We start from the raw sequence: 18387 nt of genomic DNA, 5'->3' as shown, positions 1-18387 counted from the left end.
GCCTTCGAAACTCTGCTGGAAAATGGTGATGAGGTGATAATCCCCGAATCCTGCTTGGGGTAATGTGTTATGGTCTGAAAATCCTCCTCAGAGTCAAATACTGTTTAAATAACAGGGGGTGAAACTAAACACGCCCCTCATTATTCTTGATTTTCAATAACAATGTGATTGATAATTATCCAAAATGTTGCTATAGATGTAACTGCACATAATAGTTCTTCCCCTATTTTCTCCTGAACACCCCCCTATCAACGATCTTTTTACCCTCTGCATAAGCATACCTTATCACCGTGCCGTTGACCTCACTTGGCAGCTCGAACTCTTCCAGACCCTTAACGTCGTACCACTTCCCAAACACCATCGTTCCGTTGTCGAGGAATCCCCAGATTCCAAGTCCAGTTCCAGTTGCGTTCTCAAAGTGGAAGGTTATCTTTCCATTAGCCTTTTCAATCCTTACATTGGGATGCTTCAGCTTAAGTATTTTTATCACACCACCGTCGGAGTAGACCAGCTCATAGGGGTCTTCAGGGTTTATGAATAGCTTAACAAGGGTTGTGTTAAATGTTTCATCGTTCATTAAAATAGCGTACCTGTAGTTCAGGTTTATGTAGAGGTAAGCGTTGGAAGTGGAAGAGGAAAGCTCTGGCTTTATTATCTCACTTTTATACTCCACGTAAACCTCCTCTGGAGTTAAAGTCCTCCCACCAACGTTCACCACGGCATTCCACTTCTCCCCGGGCTTGACAATCACCCTGTAGTTCTCCTTCTGAAAGACAAACGCTCCAAGGGAGGAAACCATGGGCAATATAACTATCCCGTATTCCTCCGTTATGTTATACTTGGGATGCATTCTCGCGGTATCAACGATAGCACCAAACTTGAGGAAGTCGTAATAAGAGACTATTACATAATCAACTCCAAGGCTCATCGCCCAGTTCTCGTCGAGTTTTCCGAGATAGTATAGAGCAACACCGGAGTTTGGACTGCCCTGAGCAATGGGAGACCTTCTTGAGTAGTAGGTAACCCAGTGACCGTAGTCCCACCAAGCCAAAACGATGTCATTCTGGTTGGAGTTTTCTCTAAGCCATGTTAAAGCATTCTCCCAGTGTTCGTTCATATACGGCCTTAGGGAATACGTCTCTTTCAGGGAGAACCCGGTGTTAACCGTGGGAAGAAGGACAAGTAACCCAATGCCAAGGGCGGAGGCTTTCCTTCCGTCCACGCGGGGCCTTAAGGCATCGTAGAGTTCAACGACTCCGAGCCCGGCCATGAGTGCCAGTGCCATTGACCCAATAAATAGGAACCTTGTCCATGTCTTTATCATGTAGAGGCTTGGGAATATTAAACCCAAAAACAGAAAATCTGGAAGCTTGGCCCTTTTTGGAACGAACCTAAGGAAAAAAAGCGGGGCTAAGAAAAGGCTTATCGAAAACGCGCTCCATAGGTCGCTAAAACTTGAAGGTTGAGTTTCCTGAATTGGTGCCTCTTGGAAAATCCCGAACCCGGTAGAGAGGTCTTTCAATGCCTCGAAGCGGTGGAGGAGTATGAACGTTCCCAGGAGGGCCAGCCCAACCAGAACTCCAGCCCTCACTCTCTTATCTTTGACGAATCTTTCAAGGATGAAAAGTAAGACTATGAAAGCTACACTTAGTGGGACTAAGTACTTAACGTGAACTAAGAGGTATGCGTCTTTTATCGTGCCAAACTCCAGTAAAAGTTTTTCAGCAACCCTCTTACCCATCTGGTTATAACCAAGCATCCCGTATCCAAATTTTTCTCCGAGTGCGTTGGCTATAAGTGCTCCAAGGACTGTTGAAATTGTCAAAGCTAGGGCGTCAAACAAGTTTTTTTTCTTATCTAGGATGAAAGCCCCAACGGCAAGGAAAACTGCATTTGTCAACAAGAATACAAATATCGGATAATACGCTTGCCAGAAAACTGAAGCAAGACCACTCGCAAGGGCCGGGATTAGATAAAAGACAAGCCTCTTATATCTCCACGCTCTTCTGGTCTTGCTTAGAGCCAGAGAAACCCCAAACAAAGCCACCGAATACCAGAAGAGCATGTAGTTGTCTCCCCTGTAGTAGTTGGCCATCGATCTGAAGACATGACCAAAGCTTATTGCAAGGAAGAGGGAGGCAAAAAAAGCCCTCTTCTCATCGTAGAGCTTCAGGAGTGCAAGGTAGAAGAAGACCGCCGTCAAAACACCAAAAATCAGGGGCGTGATTCTGAAAGCGTTGTAAAGAGAAACCCCAAAAACACTCAAAATCTTGTAAAGATAGGCTGGAGTCATCCAGAGACCGAGGGGATGAAAGGTACTAATCTGATAGCCCCAAGGGCCCCCGGCAATTGTGAAAAAGTTAAACCACTCTCCAGTTTTCAAAGCCTCCTCGATATAAGCTAAATGAAAATAAGGATCATAGCCGAGCATATATTTGTGCCTCAGGGGAATTAACCTCAGAATGAGCGCAATCACAGTCAATATAGGCAAAGCTAATTTAGGCTTAAAAATATCTTTCATAACGCTCACCAAACTTATATTTCTCCTTCCTCACCTTAAACATTTCTACCCCTTTGACTTCTTTCCTTAAATTCAGCAAGACAAAAATAACGGCCAACCCGGCCACAAGGGAAGTTTGGTTTTCGATTGTATAAAGATATTCGTATCTAAGCTTTAAAATTGCCATTAACACTAAAATCGCCAAAACAAAAAGACCAACCTTAACATCAATAAAATCTTTAATCTCGGGCTTTTCGAACTTATACGCTCCCACCAAGACCTCCTTAAGAATCATAAGAGAAGGTAGAACCCCTAGCAAAATGGCTTTAACTGCCTCAAAAGAAAGAAAGTCCTCCACAAAGACTTCGTTCATTAACAAAAGAGCATAGAAGAAGTAAGCAATGAGCCCAAAATCTTTACTCTTTCTTGCTAACAAATACACTAACGGTATCAGCACAATGGCTTTTGCACCTAAAATCAAACCTCCTATTACTGCTATTATTCCCCAGATCATCCCAGCTCCCTCACGATATCCCTCAGATAATCACTTGGGCCCAAGTCTATTGTTGGGACAAGAGTATTGAACTTCCTAACCGTTTTTTCCCTCTCTAAATACTTCTCATATAAAAATTTCAGCGTTTCCCCATTTATCCCCTCGGTATAGAAGAGTATTGGATTCGGAGAGAGTATTACGGCTTTGTGTTTCTTCTTCAGCATGAGCATTAGCCTGTAAAGCAGTGATGTGTGGCCCATTAGATCAGTGATAATAATTAGATATGAGGGCTCCTTGATGCTAAGTAAAGCCTCACTAAGCCCGCTTCTCTTTCTCGGAAAGAGTTTCCCCATGAATTTCCTTCCCTTCTCGCTGAACCTTAAAATAACATTGCTCCTTAAACTTATCAGGCCCTTTTCAGGCTTGAACTTCACCGCGGCCCTGATTCTATTCATTTGCTCCCTTCCCCTTGAGGGCTTAACGATTTTGACTCCCCCATCATCGTAGATAACAAGACCCACCCGATAATTTTTCTTTAAGAGTATCGTTGCCAGATGGAGAAGTGGAGTTGATGCATAATCTATCTTCGCCCTCCTCAGCCCTTTCCTCATTTCTTTGGTTGCATCTAAGACCAGGTAAATGTCCCCCTCCCATTCCTTCATGAACTCTCTGACTATAAGCTCTCCCAAACGGGAGGAGGCCTTCCAGTCTATTCTCCTTAAATCATCTCCGGGCAAATACTTCCTAAGGCCTTCGAGCTCAAGTGTCTCCAATCCGAGAAAAACACTCCTCTTGTAAATCTCGCCAATCTTTAAGTTATAATCCTCTTTGGCCGCTTCCCTTATCGACTCAACGGAAGGCATCACATCAAGCTTGTACCTACCAATCTCCAGCTCTTCAAAATAGAGCTCCTTCAAATCATAAACCTCTATCTTGAGAGGAATCTCATACTCTCCTTTTTTCTCGGGAATAATAAAGAAATCAATAAACATCTCCTCCCCCGATTTAAGTATGTAAGTCCCACCGTTGACAATCCTTACGTTTGGGATAATATCATCCTTTACCCTAATCTTCACATCACTTCCAAGGTTTTTGACCTTTAAAATGACCTTGGATTTTTTCATTTCCTCAGCCTTTGCGGGAAACTCAACATCCACTTTTACCTCTGGATTAAACTTATTTCTGGTTTTTAGCGTATACAAAGCTAATCCCAAGCCAAATAAAGCACTGAAAATATTTGAGGAGAGATATCCATGTGCAAAACCAAGGCCTGAAAGTGTCCATAGCAAGTCCTCTCTTTTCATACTGGCACCTCTACCTCATCGAGAATCTCCCTTATGACGTCCTCGCTCTTAACTCCTTCAATTTCATAGTCGGCCCTAACGATGAGCCTGTGCGCTAATACATAAGGGGCCATTTCCTTTATGTCGTCGGGTATCACGTAATCTCTCCCTCTGAGGAAAGCCAAGGCTTTCGAAGCATAAAGGAGATGCTCGGCAGCTCTTGGAGAGGCTCCAACCAAAAGTCTGTTGTCTTTTCTGGTTTTGGTGATTATTTCATATAGGTATTTCAGAACCTCTTCACTAGTTGTGACCCTTCTAACCTGGGCCATTAAATTCAAGATCTGAGTTGGGGTGAATATCTGCTTTACTTCCCTAAACTCTCCCTTGTCTTTTCTAAGCAGCATTTCAAGTTCTTCCTCTTTATCGGGATAGCCCATCTCTATCCTCATCATAAATCTATCAACTTGGGCTGCTGGTAGGGTATAAACTCCTTCGTGCTCCAATGGGTTTTTGGTTGCTATCAAGAGGAAGGGCTTCGGAAGAGGAAGGGTTCTTCCCTCTATTGTGACTTGACCCTCCTGCATTGCTTCAAGAAGAGCGGACTGTGTTTTTGGCTGAGCTCTGTTGATCTCATCCGCTACAACAACGTTAGCAAATATGGGCCCCTTCTTTATCTTGAATTCGCTAGTTCTTTGATCGTAGTAAACGGTTCCCACTATATCGGCGGGCAATAGATCAGGCGTTAGCTGAATTCTCGAAAATTCCAAACCGATGGCATGCGCAAAGCTCTTTGCTATTGTCGTTTTTGCAACTCCCGGCACACCCTCAAGGATCACATGTCCTTGGGCCAATAATGCAACCGCCAAAAGTTCTATAACATCATCTTTTCCAACAACGGCATTGTGAATTTCAGCTTTGAGTTTTTCAAGGAATTCTTTACCATTCATTTTAACCACCTAGCTTTTTTCCGGTGTTTATTTCCATTATTATCTTCCTAAGAACCTTTTCATCATAACCCTCTTTTTTTAACTCCTCTATCACATCATCCAAACTTTTTTCTTTTTCCTTAAAGATTTTGCCTAGCAGGACATTTACAACCCTGCTTATTCCCTCTAAGACCAGGCCACTCTCAACGAGTATAGCCAGAATTGCCACTCCTAAAATCACATAAAAGACTTTCATCTTGTCCAAGCTTCTTTTAATAACCACCGTTCCAACGGCGTAGGGATTGAAGTTGGAGTGATGGGCCTCATCGATATAAATCGTATCTGCTTTTATGTAGTTCACAAAGTTCCTTATGAAGGGCTCGTTCTTCTCGAACATGTCGTTTATGAAAACACTTGGATCCGAAAACAGGATTATCTTTCCGTTTCCATACTCAAGTTCGCTCATTATGGGGAGTTGCCTCTGGTTGTTTCCTATGACCGTCACTTTGCTCGTGTAAATTGAACCTTCGGCCCCAGCTATTACGGATGGGACGTTGAGTATCAACTTATCCACTCCAACACTTAGCCTTGGATCCAAGATCCTCACGAGCTCCGGGAAGTTGTAGTTCTTTGAATAGAAGACATCAATGGGAACGAGACCGGTAAACCTGGCCGTTAAGTTTAGACCACTCAAAATGTCATTTCCGGTTCCAAAGTCATCTATTAGGACGAGAGTCCCCCCATTCTCCAGAAACTTCTTGATCTCATCAATCTCAAGGGAGGAATATCTCAAATCGGGCCCAAGGATCAAGAGAACACCTTCTCTCTCACCAAGACCAAAGGAGTTATAGGAGGTTATTATGGGGATTATACTAGCTTCCTCATAGAGGAGCCTTCCAAAGTTTGAGGCCCCGTTCCATTTTGCATTGAAAACGCTGAAGTCTGTATTGGTATAGAACACGGGTATGTTTAAAGGCATCACGAGAAGAAAGATACCGAATGCCATAAGAATAACATAGGCAGCTCTCTTCATAACTCCTCCCTCACTATAAATGATGCTATAAAACTAGCAACGTTTCTAAGGAATTCAAGGACATCTTGCCTTCTTAAGGGTCTTTTGCCGTAAACGTGTTTCTCATGGATGCGTGTAATCCTTTCAAAGTAGTAGGAAAAGTTCTCTCCCCTTAACCTGCTGATAAGCTCTCTTGGAGTGATACTTGGCTTGAGGTTGTAATACTTGAGCAGCTTTTGGTATACGTCTCTATACATCTCTCTGAGGGACATTATTTTTCTTCTCTTTTCTAGTTCTTCCATCTTTTCGATCTTTTCAAGCTCTTCAAGGGCTTTCATAAGTTTTACGAACTCTTCATCGCTTATGCCAGTTCTTCTTCTTATGTACGCCTTTCTTGCTAGGTATCCAATGCCGCCCAAGAGAATCAGAATCAAGGCAAAGAGAAGGAACTCCATTATGGAAAACTCAACCACTTCAATGCTTATAACATTCGACTTTGCTTCATCGTAGTACTGATTCCCAGGGAAATAAGCGTAAATCTCATGTTGGCCGGTGTTGTTAAAACCAAGTTCAACTTCAAAATTCTTGGATGCTTGGAAGGATTTGTAGAGTGTACCATCAACGTACATCTCTATCGGAACTTCCCCATTAACTCCCGTTATCTCACCAATTATCTTTACAGTTTCTCCTTCTTTGATCTGATCTCTATCGGCCTTTATGGTTATTCTAACAGGATATTTGAGGAATACAAGACCAAGGGATGCTTTGCTTTCAGCATAAATCTCGTTACCGGGATATGTAACTTTCACTATTTTTCTTCCGCTCTCACTACTCGTAACGTTGAATGAAAAACCTCCATCAGGGGAGGTTATTAACGCGAATCCCTTGCCATCAAACTCTCCAAATACTTCTTCTCCTTTTAGGGGCCTTCCATAATAATCCCTCAGAGTACCACTCACCCTTATGCTCTCGTTGATATATGCACTTCCCTTAGAAGAGAGAATTATTCTCGTGGGAATCTTCACCACGTTAATTACAAGGACGTTTGATTTCTCAACATTTCCGTCCTTCACTCCAGTTGCAAAAACCTCATACTTACCAACCGTGTCAAAGGAATACACATAAAAAAATCTACCATCTTTAGCCCTCAAAACTATGGTTTGGTTTTCGATATGGAGATAAACAGTATCAAAGCCCGAAGCATAGCCGTAAAAGGTAACATTATCATAGACAAAAGGGTTAAGGTTTGAGGCATAAAGGATCAATAAATCAGGAGGCAATATGTTGTAGGCGTTCAAAACCTTCTCATAGCCAAAGTACATTCTCTTGATTTTCTCCAGCTTCTCTCTAAGGGAGGATGTATCGAGAGTTAAGATGGTGTTGTCTTCATCAATGAACTCAAAGGTATCAATCACATCAAGGGCTCTCTCAGCACTCGAAATCCCCTCTCCCATCATTTCTAACCCTTGGCTTGCATTAACGTAGGCATACCAGTCGTTTGTCTCTTTAACGACTTCTATGTTATCCAAGAAGAGCTTCTGGCCAAGAGCTATATCCCTTAAACCCCCGCTAAGCTCTAGAAAAGGAGGCAGATAATTTTCAACCTTTGACTTTATTCCAAAGGACTTGTAGAACTCTATCTCATCTCTAGTTGTGTTTAGTTTCGTTTCAACATTAATAGCGTAGTAAAGGCTCTCGTTATCTTCGGCAATTATCTTATCAAGGGCCATCTCAGAGTAAAGAAGGATAACTCTAAAATAGATATAAATCCCCTTATCGTTCTCATAGGCGGTCTCATATTCAAAATGCCTTTCCATGGCTAATCCAAAACCGCTGAAGACCAGAAGTGTGATAATGATTAAAGCTGCACTGTTCTTCATTTTCCCTCAAACTCAAAAGACAATGACAAACATTTTAAAGTTAATGGTTTTAAAGTAAAGGGGGTAAAACCATGAGGGCAGAAAAGATAGCAAGCGCTCTTTTAGCAGGCATTGGAGCTTTTTTGTTGATCTATGGGGCGATAAATTCTAATCAGACCCAGATTAATTTGGGTTTTGCCGGGCTGTTTCTGGGCTTTGTAGTCTTTACATTCAAATCCAAGGATCACGTTAAAAGAGAAGCCCTTGACAACTTAATACTTCCCTACATCGAGACCCTTCGGCGCATGGTAAGGGATTTGGGCCTTGAAGGTAACGCTCTCTACATACCTCCCTATGAAAACATGCCTGAGGGAGGAAATTTCATCCCCCTACATGAAGATTTTGATCTTGACCTTGGAAGGATGGATGAGGAGACGGTTTTTTTGACCAATGTGGCTAATGAGAGGCAGATGGGACTTTTAATAAGGCCAACGGGAGTTGATCTTGTTAAAAAGTTTGAGGAATATTCTGAAAGCTCACTTGATGGAAGCGGCCCTTCAACAGTTGAGAGCGTTGCATCTTCTGTTTTGAGGGCCTTTGATCTTGCCAAAGGAGTCCATATGGAGGAAAATGAAAAAGAATTTAGGATTATCGTAAAGCCAACGAACATGGAGATATGCAGGGCTAGCATAGAAAGTTGCAACCAAACGGCCTGTCCGGTGTGCTCATCAGTTCTCTTGGCTCTTGCAAAAGGCACAGGTGAAGTTTTGGAAAGTGAGAACTTTACAATAACGGAGTACGGAATTGAAATAAAAGCCAAAAAGCTTGGAGGCGTTAGGGAATGGATGTAGAAGATTATATGCTACTTTTCTTCTCCTCATGGGTTCTCATATCAGCACTTGCAACAAAGAGCGTCGACGTATTCCTGACCCTAACGCTCATCGGGCTTTTAATAACCCTCGAAGTGGGGAGTTTATTCTTAAGCAAGGAACAAAAGGAAGGCTTAAAGCCCCTAGTTGAGCTCTTGCTTGTTATCTTCGCAATCATAGTCATGAAGAAGGTGTACGAGGTTTTGAGTGGTTAAAGCTCCTCCCTTCAGGACGTTTGGTATACAAAAACACATTAGTTTCACTGATTTTTAATCATTTTAAGACTTCATGCACATTTCTTGCCACGATGATTCGGAAGGTCAGCATAATAATTAACAGACAGAATGTACTCAATGCATAGCATGGTACAGAGTACACGGTACATTATGTGTACTGTACCATGTGCCTTAGCATAATAAATCGATTTGCCTTTTTAATCTTGTAGTTTCAAAAAGCCGGCATTAGCGAGGGGGTTAATTCGATGGAACCCTAACCCTTTAGGGCGGGTAGGAAGTCAGTGCGCAATCTATTTAAGATTCTAAAAACTATCTTCATTGGTGAAAAAAGTGGAGATAACGTTTGAAGAGAAAAGAATAATCCTCGCCAACAAGCGAATTAATAAACTTGATGAATTCGTCTTTAAAGTTACCTCAATCTTAGAAAAATACACCGAATACGTAATAGTGAGTGGTTATGTCTCAATTCTATTTGGCCGTTCTCGAGGTACAGAGGACATAGACATTGTGATTTCACCGATCTCTTTTGATAAGTTTAACGAAGTGTTCAGTGATTTTATGGAAAACAACTTTGAATTCATAAACTCAGACGATCCTCTTGAGCTCTTTGAAATGCTAAGCGAAAAACAAGCAATTAGAGTGTGTGAAAAAGGGACTATTTTTCCAAATGCTGAAATAAAGCCCCCAAAGGATAGGTTTCATTTGGAGGCTCTGAAGGACAGAGTTGAGGTCGTCGTTGATGGAAGAAGAATATTTATCTCACCTATAGAGTTGCAGATAGCTTACAAAATCTATCTTGGTGGTGATAAAGATATAGAAGACGCAGTGTTTTTGCGCGAGCTTTTTAAAGAACACATCAACAACGAAAAGCTTCAATACTGGAAAGAACAGCTCGGGGTGGCTGATTTTGAGCTCTAGGAGAGACATGGAAGAGCGAATAAAATTCATAAAACGTTATGTTGAGTGGCTCAAGAAAACACCGAATGAAGTGTGGAGCGCCCAGCAGGCTGAATTCATTAATGCTCTCTTAGAAAATGCAAAGAACTTTCCTCTGTCAAAGAAAGAATATTTGAAAATTAAAGAACGAGTCAAAAAGGCTAGAAATTAGTTGGCTTTCTATTCCTAAAAAGCAAAGAATATCCAGAGACAGGATAATCTTTCCTATAGTTATAGAGTTCAACCGAAAAATATAAATATCCAGAAACAGGATAATCCTATAGGTGGATAATAAATGAAATTCTACGACAGGGAGAAGGAGCTCGAAGCCCTGGAAAAAAGCTTTAACCTCATAAAAAGGAGGTCTTCCCTAGTTATAATTACTGGTAGACGTAGAATTGGAAAAACAAGACTCGTTAGAGAATTTTTCTCAAGGAAAAATATTCCTTACTTAGACTTTTTTGTATCGGTGAAGGAGGAGTCACTCTTACTTGAGGACTTTCAGGAGGAGATAAGCGAAAAGCTTGGCTATTCCCCAAAATTTGAGAACTTTGAGGATTTTTTGAGCTTCTTGTTCAAAACCCAAGATAAGATAGCAATATTTTTTGATGAGTTCCAGAACTTTCTCAAAATAAACCCCTCCATAATTTACGACCTTCAAAAGTTCTGGGATAAATACAAAGAAGAGAAACGCTTTTTCATTGTGCTTTCTGGATCTTACATAGGGATGATGAAAAAGGTGTTCCTCCTTAGAAAATCCCCCCTGTATGGTAGGAGCGACCTTTATATAGACCTCAAGCCGTTGAAACCAAGTATTATTTTTCAAATGCTTGATGACCTTGGTATAAAGGACTTTGAGGAAAAAATAAAGTTTTATGGAGTTTTTGGTGGCGTGCCTAAGTATTATGAGTATCTTGAACTATTTAACGAAAAGACTTTCTTCAGCTTTCTGGAAGAGATGCTAAGATTTTCCTCTATTCTGCAGAGCGAGGGTGAGGCTTTGCTCATAGAAGAGTTTGGGAGAGCCCACAAGATATATTTTTCTATCTTGGAAGCCATTGCGAACAGTAGAAACACCCTCGTTGAGATAGCAAACGCAATCTCCCAGAAACCCACTACCATAACGAAGTACCTGAAAGCCCTGGAAGAATATTTCAATTTGATTTCAAGAGAAAAACCCCTGCTGGAGAAAAAAAGTAAAAAATCCCGTTATATAATCAACGATTACTTCCTAAACTTCTGGTTTACCTTCATACGAAAGAACCAGAATCTGGTTGAAACAGAGAACTATGATGCCCTAATAAGGAAAATTGAAAATGGCTTCCCCAACTATTTTGGCAGGATATTCGAAAGGGTTGTGAGGGATATTCTCGTTGAACTGAACCAGAGGGGAGTTCTGGAATTCGACGAAATTGGGCCACAATGGGGTAAGAGCCAGAAAGGAAGCTACGAAATTGACCTCGTTGCAACAAAAGGCAACAAAGCTTTGTTTATTGAGGTTAAATGGAGAGATGACGTTAATGGAAAAAAAGTTTTGGAAGATTTAATGGAAAAAGCGGAATTAACAAAATGGGAGGGGGAGAAAGAATTCCTAATAATTGCAAAGAGCTTTAAAAAGAGAGCCCCTGATGCCACATGCTGGGATTTAAAAGATCTGGAAAGATTAATAGCCGCTCAAAGCTAGTCATTGAGAATTATCACATCGAGGTTCTCAAAGTGCTTGTCAAAGACACTCCAACAGCTCTTTTTCGAGATCCTCCCCTTTGACTTTAACCTCAATTATATCAAAGAACTTGGAGAAGTTTGGCTTCTTCCGTGGAAGAATTTCCATCCTATCTTCGAGCTCAATAAGTACAACCTCATTCCCCCACTTTTCACGCAACTCCTTTGGAATGACAATTCTTCCTTGAGGGTCTATCTTCTTAAGTTTCCCTATCACGACCACCATTTATCCTAGAACAATAAATTCTAAGATATGGTTTTTGGTATCATAAGCAAGGGCGCAAATCTATATTCCATAAAATATAAAAACATCAAAAATTTATATTCTATGGGATATAAGATGTTGAAAAGAGAAGAAATTATTGAGCTGATCAGTGTAGATAATTTTTGGGGCAGGCCTCAAGAGATTGGAATAGAAAGGGATTACTACTTAAAACGGCTTAGCAAACTTGCCAAAGCTAAGGACTTCTCAATATCGATTATTGGAGTTAGAAGATCAGGAAAGACCTTTCTAACAAAGCAGTTTTTGAAAAAAGCCATAGACTCTGGACTTGGCCCCGAACAAACCCTCTACGTAAACCTAGAAGATCCAAGGTTTCATCCTTACCTAAGTTTAGAGCTCTTGGATGAGATCTATCAAGCGTACAGAACGTTTGTCAACAGAGATAAATTTGCGTTGATAGTCCTTGATGAAATCCAAAACATTGAGAACTGGGAAAAATGGGTTCGGAGAGCAATGGAAAAAGAAAACGTCCAAATAATTGTAACTGGATCAACGTCTTCCCTTTTAAAAAGTGAGGTATCAACTGCATTAACCGGACGTTCGCTAACTCTCGAAGTTTTCCCGCTCAGTTTCCGAGAGTTCTTGAAATTCAAAGGGATTGCGGTTAAGAACCAGCTAGACATTATAAAAAACAGAGCTAAAATAGAGAGACTCCTAATAGAGTACCTCCAATTCGGGGGATTTCCAAGAGTGGTTCTGGAAGAGGATGAATTCTTAAAAAGAGAAATACTCAAGGAGCTTTTTGACGGCATCGTAATGAGAGACGTTGTATTTCGGCATGGATTTAGGGAAGTAAATTCAGTCAAACTGGTTGCAGAATTGGCCATAAACTCGTTCTCTTCTCTTAAGAGCATAAGCAGTCTAAGAAATGAACTGGCCGGAATCCTAAAGAGGAAAGTCTCTCCAAATTTTGTTGCGGAGGTAATAGAAGCCCTCAGAGAAAGTTATCTGCTCTTCACAATCCCACCTTTTTCTCCAAAAATAAAAGATGTAAAGAAGTACCCAAAGAAAATTTATGCCGTAGATACGGGATTAGCGACCTCCGTGGCGTTAAGCTTCTCCAAAAATCTAGGCAGGTTAGCCGAGAATGCAGTTGCCGTAAATCTCATTAAAAAATATGGAGAAAACAACTTGTTCTACTACAAGGGCAAGAGAGAAGTTGATTTCATTATCAAAGAAGGGTTAAAAGTAACAAAAGCAATCCAAGTAACTTGGGATTTAAGAGAAAGCCACGAAAGAGAAGTAGAAGCCATATTGGAGGCAATGGATGTCTTTAATCTTGACAAAGGCCTTATCATAACTGCAAATGAAGAAGGAGAGGAAACTCACGGAAACAAAAAGGTAAAACTAATTCCACTCTGGAAGTTTCTTTTGGATTTAGAGTTTGCAAAAGAATTTTAAGCCTCCCCTTCTTTATCCTCTTGGTGGTCAAATGGATCTTAGAGATTACTGGGACCTCATAACGATAATCGCACTATCGCTCCTCCTTGACTTCCTCATAGCCTTCTACCCAGACAGCCTGCTTAGGAAAGCCCTTGGCTTAGCCTTCGTGCTCTTCTTTCCGGGCTATGTTTTCATAACTGCCCTTTTCCCAGAGAAGAAGGAGCTTGACAACCTTGAGAGGCTGGCTTTGAGCCTTGGTCTGAGCATTGCAATCGTGCCCCTCATAGGTTTGCTCCTAAACTACACCCCATGGGGGATAAGGTTAATTCCAATTCTTGCGAGCTTAACAGTTTTCAACGTAATCTTTGCCCTTGTAGCAATATACAGAAGGGCTAACGCCATTAACCCCTGGATTCCAAGAATAAGCATTGAAAAACTTAAAGAAGAGCTCGAGTGGGAGCAATCAAGCAAACTCGACAAAGCCCTAACCGTTATTTTAATCATGGCAATCATCTCCTCCATAGCAACCCTTGGCTACGTTATAACCCACCCGAAGCCGGGCGAAAAGTTCACCGAGTTCTACATCCTCGGCCCAGAAGGAAAAGCCGCCGATTATCCAACGGAGCTTTTTGTAGGGGAAAACGCCACCGTAATTCTGGGAATAGCAAACCACGAGTACAGGAATGTAACATACCACGTTGAAGTCTGGCTTGTTAACTTAACCTACAACTTCACGACGAACGAAACCGTTATTTATAATATGTACCTTATGGATTATTTCAACGTCACTTTACCCCACAAGCCCGTTAGCCTTGAGGGCAACTGGACGCCTCAATGGGAGGTGAACTATACTTTCACAATAGACAAGCCCGGAAAGTGGCAGCTCTGGTTTTTACTCTTTAAGGATGAAAGACCCCCACTGTCAAGCCCGATAAACGGCGATTATGCTCAAACAAACGCCACGCAGAGAATTCTAGATGCCATAGAAGGCAAAATACAGGCTCTAAAGCTCAACATTGAGGTCAGAGGGATCTGAGCTGGAACCTTGCTTCTGCACTTCTTTATACTAGTTGAAGTAAAATATTACAAACATTTTTAAGTTTGATTTTACTTAACTTTATTGTAGTGTGGGAGGTGCCCTAGCCATGAAAAAAGAGCTAGCTTTTCTAATTGCAGGACTGCTCCTGGGATTTAGTGGAATTAAGATAAGCGCCTTGTTCAGCGACCTCAGCCTCTCGGAGAATAATGAAATTTCCACGGGCGAATTTGACGTAAGAATAAGCAAAACCGGGGAAAGATTTTACAATGATTTGAAGCTCTTTGAGTTTGACGACTTAAAACCAGGGGATGAAGTAAACGCCAGCTTCTACATAAAAAACAGCGGTGACATAAGCATCACAAAAGTAATCATAATCCTGAAGGTTCAGGACTTGGAAGATGGAGAGCTTACAGAAGCAGAAGCACTTGTAGATTCTACTCCAGAAGTCGGAGAGCTCAGTAAAAGCCTCATAGTTGAGTGGATAGCGATAACAAGAAGCAATGAAACCTATACTCTCAGCGAATATTCTGGAATGACTCTTTACGAGCTCAACAACCAGTCGATATCCATATTATATTCCCCTCTTGCCCCCTCAGAAAGCCTCAAAGTCACAATATTCTTCCTCGTGGATCCAAACGCAACCAATGAAATCCAAAAAGACCTATGCCTGGTTTCCCTTCAAATTTACGCGGAACAGTGAATTTTTAAATTCCCTCTTCCTTTCTTTCTTGGTGCTAGTTATGATCGGAATCATTTTTGATATGGACGGGGTAATCTACAGAGGGAAAGAACCCATTGAAGGGGCTAAAGAAGTCATTGAGTTCTTAAAAGCGAATGGGATTCCCTTTGTTTTCCTCACAAACAATTCCACCAGAAACGCAAGAATGTACAAAGAAAAGCTCCAAAAGATGGGGATTGAGGTAAAAGAAGAGCAGATAGTAACCTCTGGCTATGCAGCGGCCAGATATTTGGCAAAGAACTTTGAGAAAGGCAACGTTTTTGTAATCGGCGGGGAAGGGCTTGTGGAAGAGATAAAATCAATAGGCTGGCCTGTAATAAGCGTTGAGGATGCAAAGGAACGGTGGAGGGAAATAAAATACGTTGTGGTAGGTCTTGACCCAAAGCTTACCTATGAAAAGCTCAAATACGGCTGCTTGGCCATAAGAAATGGCGCGCTCTTTATAGGGACTAACCCCGATACAACTTACCCAAGTGAAGAGGGCATTTTGCCCGGGGCTGGCTCGATAATTGCCGCTCTAAAAGCTGCAACAGAGAAGGAACCCTTAATAATTGGCAAGCCCAACAAGCCGGTTTTTGAAGTTGTAAAAGAGAAGCTGAACGCCGATGAAATCTGGGTTGTAGGGGATAGGTTAGACACAGATATAGAGTTTGCTAAGAGAATAAACGCCAAAGCGATAATGGTGCTCACAGGGGTTAACACACTTAAAGACATTGAAAAGAGCAAAGTAAAACCTGACATTGTTATGCCAAGCATAAAAGAGCTCATAAAATATCTGGAGGTTTACCTGGAGCAACAAAACCACAGGAATAAAGAGCATTAAAGAAACTTTCACCCCATAAGCTTTTTAATCTGTTCTCATCATCTTTTTTCGTAAAATCATCCCTTCCGGGATGCCTATGAAATCCGCCCAACTGAAATCAATCATTCTATTGTTCATGATAATATCAACGGCACTCCCAGCAAATGCCCTAGTCATTCCTATAGGTAGTTTGGAAATCAAGTACGTGATCCTCTCCGGAGAGCCCGGTACAACAAAAATGAACCTCCTCTCAAGCCATATGTACACCTCAACAACTGAAAGCGAGGAAAAGATAACGCTCTCTTCTCTTGCCGTGGAATACAGCCTCTATGCTGGGAAAAGAAAACTAGTATGGGCGGCTCCAAAAAACTCATCGAGGTTTGTTCCTAATTATAACGAATCCATTTACCTACCAGAGGAGCTCAAAGAGATCACCAGAGAGATCGCAGAGTCAAGTGAAACGATTGCAGAGTTTGCGTGGAAAGTTTCTTGGTTTGTCAACCAAAACATCAAATACGAGGACGTTTCTTTCAACGCAGAAAAAGGTCGCACTTTTTTCCGTGAAGAAGACGTTAGCATGCTCATCGATGAAATTTGGAAAAAGAAAAAGGGGGTATGCAGACACAAGGCTATTCTAATGGAACGTATATTAAGATACGCCGGAGTTGAGGCCAAATACGCTGGTGGATACGCCCTAATTCCCATAAAAGGAAAACATCCTTACATTCCCCCGCAAGATATCGATACAATCGAAGAGCTCATGGAATTCTCAACCCACACTGGATTTGGACACGCATGGGTGATAGTTCATGACCCGGCCGTGGGTTGGTATCCCCTAGACCCAACAAGACAAAAAGATCCCCTTCACCCACTCTTAAAGGATAATCTAGCCGTATACATTGGAAATTACACTCCATATGCCCCAGATGGAATCCCACTTTTCAGAATTGAAAATGTGCAAAACTACACCACGGAGGTAAATGAGGTAAACTACAAAAACATGAAGATTGTGGAGTCAAGTAGTACAGGCATAGTTGTATACGAGCCAGAAAAGAATCAGATCGACTACTACCCCGGTGGCTACTCCCTAATAATTCCCCAAACTTTCAACTGGTCATATGGGGGTTATTTTGAAAACAAAACGGTAAATACAAACATAACAGTAATTCATTGGCGAGGGAAATATTACGTAAAGATAAGTGGCATCAAGCTGCCCTTGTACTTCACAAATAATGGAAAGCCCATAACACCCCTTTACAAAAAAGGTGATTACTACGTATACAGAGAGAAAGACCTAAACGTGAGAAATGGAACGGCTTATTTTGAAACACCCTATTATATCCTAAAAGTGGAGGTAAAAGAAGAGCCCTTCGGCGAAGTTCTAGTATTTGGACATTTCAACTTTCATGCCCAGTTCCACCGTGCATTAATTCCGTACTGAGGCAATATTCCTTTGGTTTTTTAAATCATAAGATTCCAATGGAGCACATGGAGCATCGGGGCGTGTTTATAGTAACCTTTATTAGGGTTTTTGCTGAATTCTTTCGGGTGGTTGTCGTGATCCCCAGATGGGATCACAGACTCAAAGACCCTGAAAGCGTGGCATTCGCAATTCTTGACGTTTTAGCAGACTTCGAATCAGAAGGAAAGCTGAAGAACCTGCCAAAATCCAAAAAATTTCCAGTAAAAACAATACTGGCAATACTCCTCTTTAAACAATACTACAACCTACCCCTCAGAGACGCCCAGCACTACGGCAGAAAATTCTTCGGAGCAAACATTCACTACTCAACCCTCCACAACTGGGAGAAAAAGCTGAACCTCGAAGAACTGACAAACCACCTCCTGAAAAAACTCCAGAAATTACCCTACGCCAGCACTCAAGCAGACTCAACCATTATTACAAATAAAAAAAGGGCAGGATAGAAGTTCAGGCAATAACGAGAATCCTGCCGGGTTTACTGTATCCGGTTGCTGTGAAGATCACAACTTCTGAGAACGAGCTGATTGAACTCCTGCCGGGGGGTTCTGGGAATTTTTATGCTGATGGGGCTTATGATTCAAAGAAAGTTCTGAACACTGTGGTGGAAAAGGGTTATCGGCCGATTGTTAAGAAAACTAAGAACGCTCCAGGTGGTTTTGGTAGTAAGAAGAGAGACAGAGTGTTTTCTGAAGAAGAGTACAGGCATAGGAATCCTCATGAGGGGTTCTGGGGTGCGTTTACAACGTGGTTTGGCAGTAGGATCCCCTGTTTTCTGAAAAAGACTACTGTAACCCGAATCCTGCTTGGGGTAATGTGTTATGG

The 18387-nt window shown here is 41.6% G+C and carries 19 protein-coding genes; 12 read left to right on the top strand and 7 right to left on the bottom strand.

From position 1 onward, the window contains the following. Positions 1 to 223: 223 nt before the first annotated feature. Genes THEPK_RS03540 through THEPK_RS03515 form a run of 6 tightly spaced genes read right to left on the bottom strand, consistent with a single transcriptional unit; the run spans position 224 to position 8094 of the window. Positions 224 to 2521, bottom strand: a complete 2298-nt coding sequence (locus tag THEPK_RS03540; protein WP_042698436.1) for an STT3 domain-containing protein — start codon at positions 2519 to 2521, stop codon at positions 224 to 226. Beyond that, complete coding sequence (locus tag THEPK_RS03535; protein ID WP_042698433.1) at positions 2505 to 3014, bottom strand: hypothetical protein; 510 nt, start codon at positions 3012 to 3014, stop codon at positions 2505 to 2507. The genes THEPK_RS03540 and THEPK_RS03535 overlap by 17 nt, the downstream gene beginning before the upstream one ends. Further along, on the bottom strand, positions 3011 to 4297 hold the full coding sequence (locus THEPK_RS03530) for a DUF58 domain-containing protein (RefSeq protein WP_042698430.1): 1287 nt from the start codon (positions 4295 to 4297) through the stop codon (positions 3011 to 3013). The genes THEPK_RS03535 and THEPK_RS03530 overlap by 4 nt, the downstream gene beginning before the upstream one ends. After that, a complete protein-coding gene (locus THEPK_RS03525) occupies positions 4294 to 5223 on the bottom strand; it encodes an AAA family ATPase (RefSeq protein ID WP_042698427.1) in 930 nt (309 codons plus the stop codon). The genes THEPK_RS03530 and THEPK_RS03525 overlap by 4 nt, the downstream gene beginning before the upstream one ends. Position 5224: 1 nt before the next feature. Beyond that, positions 5225 to 6235, bottom strand: a complete 1011-nt coding sequence (locus THEPK_RS03520; RefSeq protein ID WP_042698424.1) for a DUF4350 domain-containing protein — start codon at positions 6233 to 6235, stop codon at positions 5225 to 5227. Next, positions 6232 to 8094: a hypothetical protein gene (locus THEPK_RS03515; protein ID WP_042698421.1), complete on the bottom strand. Its 1863-nt coding sequence runs from the start codon at positions 8092 to 8094 to the stop codon at positions 6232 to 6234. The genes THEPK_RS03520 and THEPK_RS03515 overlap by 4 nt, the downstream gene beginning before the upstream one ends. Positions 8095 to 8165: 71 nt before the next feature. Between THEPK_RS03515 and THEPK_RS03510 the strand changes: the two genes are divergently transcribed. The 5 genes from THEPK_RS03510 (at position 8166) to THEPK_RS03490 (ending at position 11798) form a co-directional block, all read left to right on the top strand. Beyond that, positions 8166 to 8924 carry a hypothetical protein gene (locus THEPK_RS03510; RefSeq protein ID WP_042698419.1) on the top strand — a complete coding sequence of 253 codons (759 nt, stop codon included), beginning with the start codon at positions 8166 to 8168 and terminating at the stop codon, positions 8922 to 8924. Then, positions 8915 to 9157: a hypothetical protein gene (locus THEPK_RS03505; protein WP_042698416.1), complete on the top strand. Its 243-nt coding sequence runs from the start codon at positions 8915 to 8917 to the stop codon at positions 9155 to 9157. Before THEPK_RS03510 ends, THEPK_RS03505 begins: the two co-directional genes overlap by 10 nt. Before the next feature lie 342 nt (positions 9158 to 9499). Further along, positions 9500 to 10096 carry a hypothetical protein gene (locus THEPK_RS03500; RefSeq protein ID WP_232194517.1) on the top strand — a complete coding sequence of 199 codons (597 nt, stop codon included), beginning with the start codon at positions 9500 to 9502 and terminating at the stop codon, positions 10094 to 10096. Continuing rightward, the gene (locus THEPK_RS03495) at positions 10086 to 10286 is read left to right on the top strand and encodes a hypothetical protein (protein WP_232194516.1); all 201 of its coding nucleotides are present in this window, start codon (positions 10086 to 10088) and stop codon (positions 10284 to 10286) included. Before THEPK_RS03500 ends, THEPK_RS03495 begins: the two co-directional genes overlap by 11 nt. Before the next feature lie 123 nt (positions 10287 to 10409). Continuing rightward, positions 10410 to 11798, top strand: a complete 1389-nt coding sequence (locus THEPK_RS03490; protein ID WP_042698408.1) for an ATP-binding protein — start codon at positions 10410 to 10412, stop codon at positions 11796 to 11798. A gap of 39 nt (positions 11799 to 11837) precedes the next feature. Here THEPK_RS03490 and THEPK_RS03485 read toward each other — a convergent pair whose 3' ends face one another. Continuing rightward, the gene (locus tag THEPK_RS03485; RefSeq protein WP_198011282.1) at positions 11838 to 12062 is read right to left on the bottom strand and encodes a division/cell wall cluster transcriptional repressor MraZ; all 225 of its coding nucleotides are present in this window, start codon (positions 12060 to 12062) and stop codon (positions 11838 to 11840) included. Positions 12063 to 12164: 102 nt separating this feature from the next. On the opposite strand from THEPK_RS03485, the gene THEPK_RS03480 reads away from it, so the two are divergent. The 7 genes from THEPK_RS03480 to THEPK_RS03450 all read left to right on the top strand — a co-directional run. Then, positions 12165 to 13520, top strand: a complete 1356-nt coding sequence (locus THEPK_RS03480; RefSeq protein ID WP_232194515.1) for an ATP-binding protein — start codon at positions 12165 to 12167, stop codon at positions 13518 to 13520. A 31-nt stretch (positions 13521 to 13551) separates the two neighbouring features. Further along, on the top strand, positions 13552 to 14538 hold the full coding sequence (locus THEPK_RS03475; protein ID WP_042698402.1) for a DUF1616 domain-containing protein: 987 nt from the start codon (positions 13552 to 13554) through the stop codon (positions 14536 to 14538). A gap of 109 nt (positions 14539 to 14647) precedes the next feature. Beyond that, positions 14648 to 15241 carry a TasA family protein gene (locus tag THEPK_RS03470; protein WP_042698399.1) on the top strand — a complete coding sequence of 198 codons (594 nt, stop codon included), beginning with the start codon at positions 14648 to 14650 and terminating at the stop codon, positions 15239 to 15241. Positions 15242 to 15281: 40 nt separating this feature from the next. Continuing rightward, entirely contained in the window at positions 15282 to 16103 is an 822-nt protein-coding gene (locus THEPK_RS03465; RefSeq protein WP_042698396.1) for an HAD-IIA family hydrolase, read from the top strand. Between the two features lie 115 nt (positions 16104 to 16218). Then, positions 16219 to 17523 carry a transglutaminase-like domain-containing protein gene (locus tag THEPK_RS03460; protein WP_232194561.1) on the top strand — a complete coding sequence of 435 codons (1305 nt, stop codon included), beginning with the start codon at positions 16219 to 16221 and terminating at the stop codon, positions 17521 to 17523. A 62-nt stretch (positions 17524 to 17585) separates the two neighbouring features. Further along, a complete protein-coding gene (locus tag THEPK_RS03455) occupies positions 17586 to 18008 on the top strand; it encodes a hypothetical protein (RefSeq protein WP_156882076.1) in 423 nt (140 codons plus the stop codon). Positions 18009 to 18058: 50 nt separating this feature from the next. Further along, a partial coding sequence (locus THEPK_RS03450) for a hypothetical protein (RefSeq protein WP_042698390.1) occupies positions 18059 to 18387 on the top strand: 329 nt, incomplete at its 3' end.

The organism is Thermococcus sp. PK, from assembly GCF_000430485.1.
GTDB classification, from domain to species: Archaea; Methanobacteriota_B; Thermococci; order Thermococcales; family Thermococcaceae; genus Thermococcus_A; species Thermococcus_A bergensis.
Note: the sequence above shows the minus strand (reverse complement) of the source record. Positions and strands in the feature narration are given on the sequence as shown.

What these genes read in the sequence shown, in the direction of transcription:
- THEPK_RS03540 (WP_042698436.1), bottom strand. Translation starts at nt 2,521, where the DNA reads ATGAAAGATATTTTTAAGCCTAAATTAGCTTTGCCTATATTGACTGTG.
- THEPK_RS03535 (WP_042698433.1), bottom strand. Translation starts at nt 3,014, where the DNA reads ATGATCTGGGGAATAATAGCAGTAATAGGAGGTTTGATTTTAGGTGCA.
- THEPK_RS03530 (WP_042698430.1), bottom strand. Translation starts at nt 4,297, where the DNA reads ATGAAAAGAGAGGACTTGCTATGGACACTTTCAGGCCTTGGTTTTGCA.
- THEPK_RS03525 (WP_042698427.1), bottom strand. Translation starts at nt 5,223, where the DNA reads ATGAATGGTAAAGAATTCCTTGAAAAACTCAAAGCTGAAATTCACAAT.
- THEPK_RS03520 (WP_042698424.1), bottom strand. Translation starts at nt 6,235, where the DNA reads ATGAAGAGAGCTGCCTATGTTATTCTTATGGCATTCGGTATCTTTCTT.
- THEPK_RS03515 (WP_042698421.1), bottom strand. Translation starts at nt 8,094, where the DNA reads ATGAAGAACAGTGCAGCTTTAATCATTATCACACTTCTGGTCTTCAGC.
- THEPK_RS03510 (WP_042698419.1), top strand. Translation starts at nt 8,166, where the DNA reads ATGAGGGCAGAAAAGATAGCAAGCGCTCTTTTAGCAGGCATTGGAGCT.
- THEPK_RS03505 (WP_042698416.1), top strand. Translation starts at nt 8,915, where the DNA reads ATGGATGTAGAAGATTATATGCTACTTTTCTTCTCCTCATGGGTTCTC.
- THEPK_RS03490 (WP_042698408.1), top strand. Translation starts at nt 10,410, where the DNA reads ATGAAATTCTACGACAGGGAGAAGGAGCTCGAAGCCCTGGAAAAAAGC.
- THEPK_RS03485 (WP_198011282.1), bottom strand. Translation starts at nt 12,062, where the DNA reads ATGGTGGTCGTGATAGGGAAACTTAAGAAGATAGACCCTCAAGGAAGA.
- THEPK_RS03480 (WP_232194515.1), top strand. Translation starts at nt 12,165, where the DNA reads ATGGGATATAAGATGTTGAAAAGAGAAGAAATTATTGAGCTGATCAGT.
- THEPK_RS03475 (WP_042698402.1), top strand. Translation starts at nt 13,552, where the DNA reads ATGGATCTTAGAGATTACTGGGACCTCATAACGATAATCGCACTATCG.
- THEPK_RS03470 (WP_042698399.1), top strand. Translation starts at nt 14,648, where the DNA reads ATGAAAAAAGAGCTAGCTTTTCTAATTGCAGGACTGCTCCTGGGATTT.
- THEPK_RS03465 (WP_042698396.1), top strand. Translation starts at nt 15,282, where the DNA reads ATGATCGGAATCATTTTTGATATGGACGGGGTAATCTACAGAGGGAAA.
- THEPK_RS03460 (WP_232194561.1), top strand. Translation starts at nt 16,219, where the DNA reads ATGATAATATCAACGGCACTCCCAGCAAATGCCCTAGTCATTCCTATA.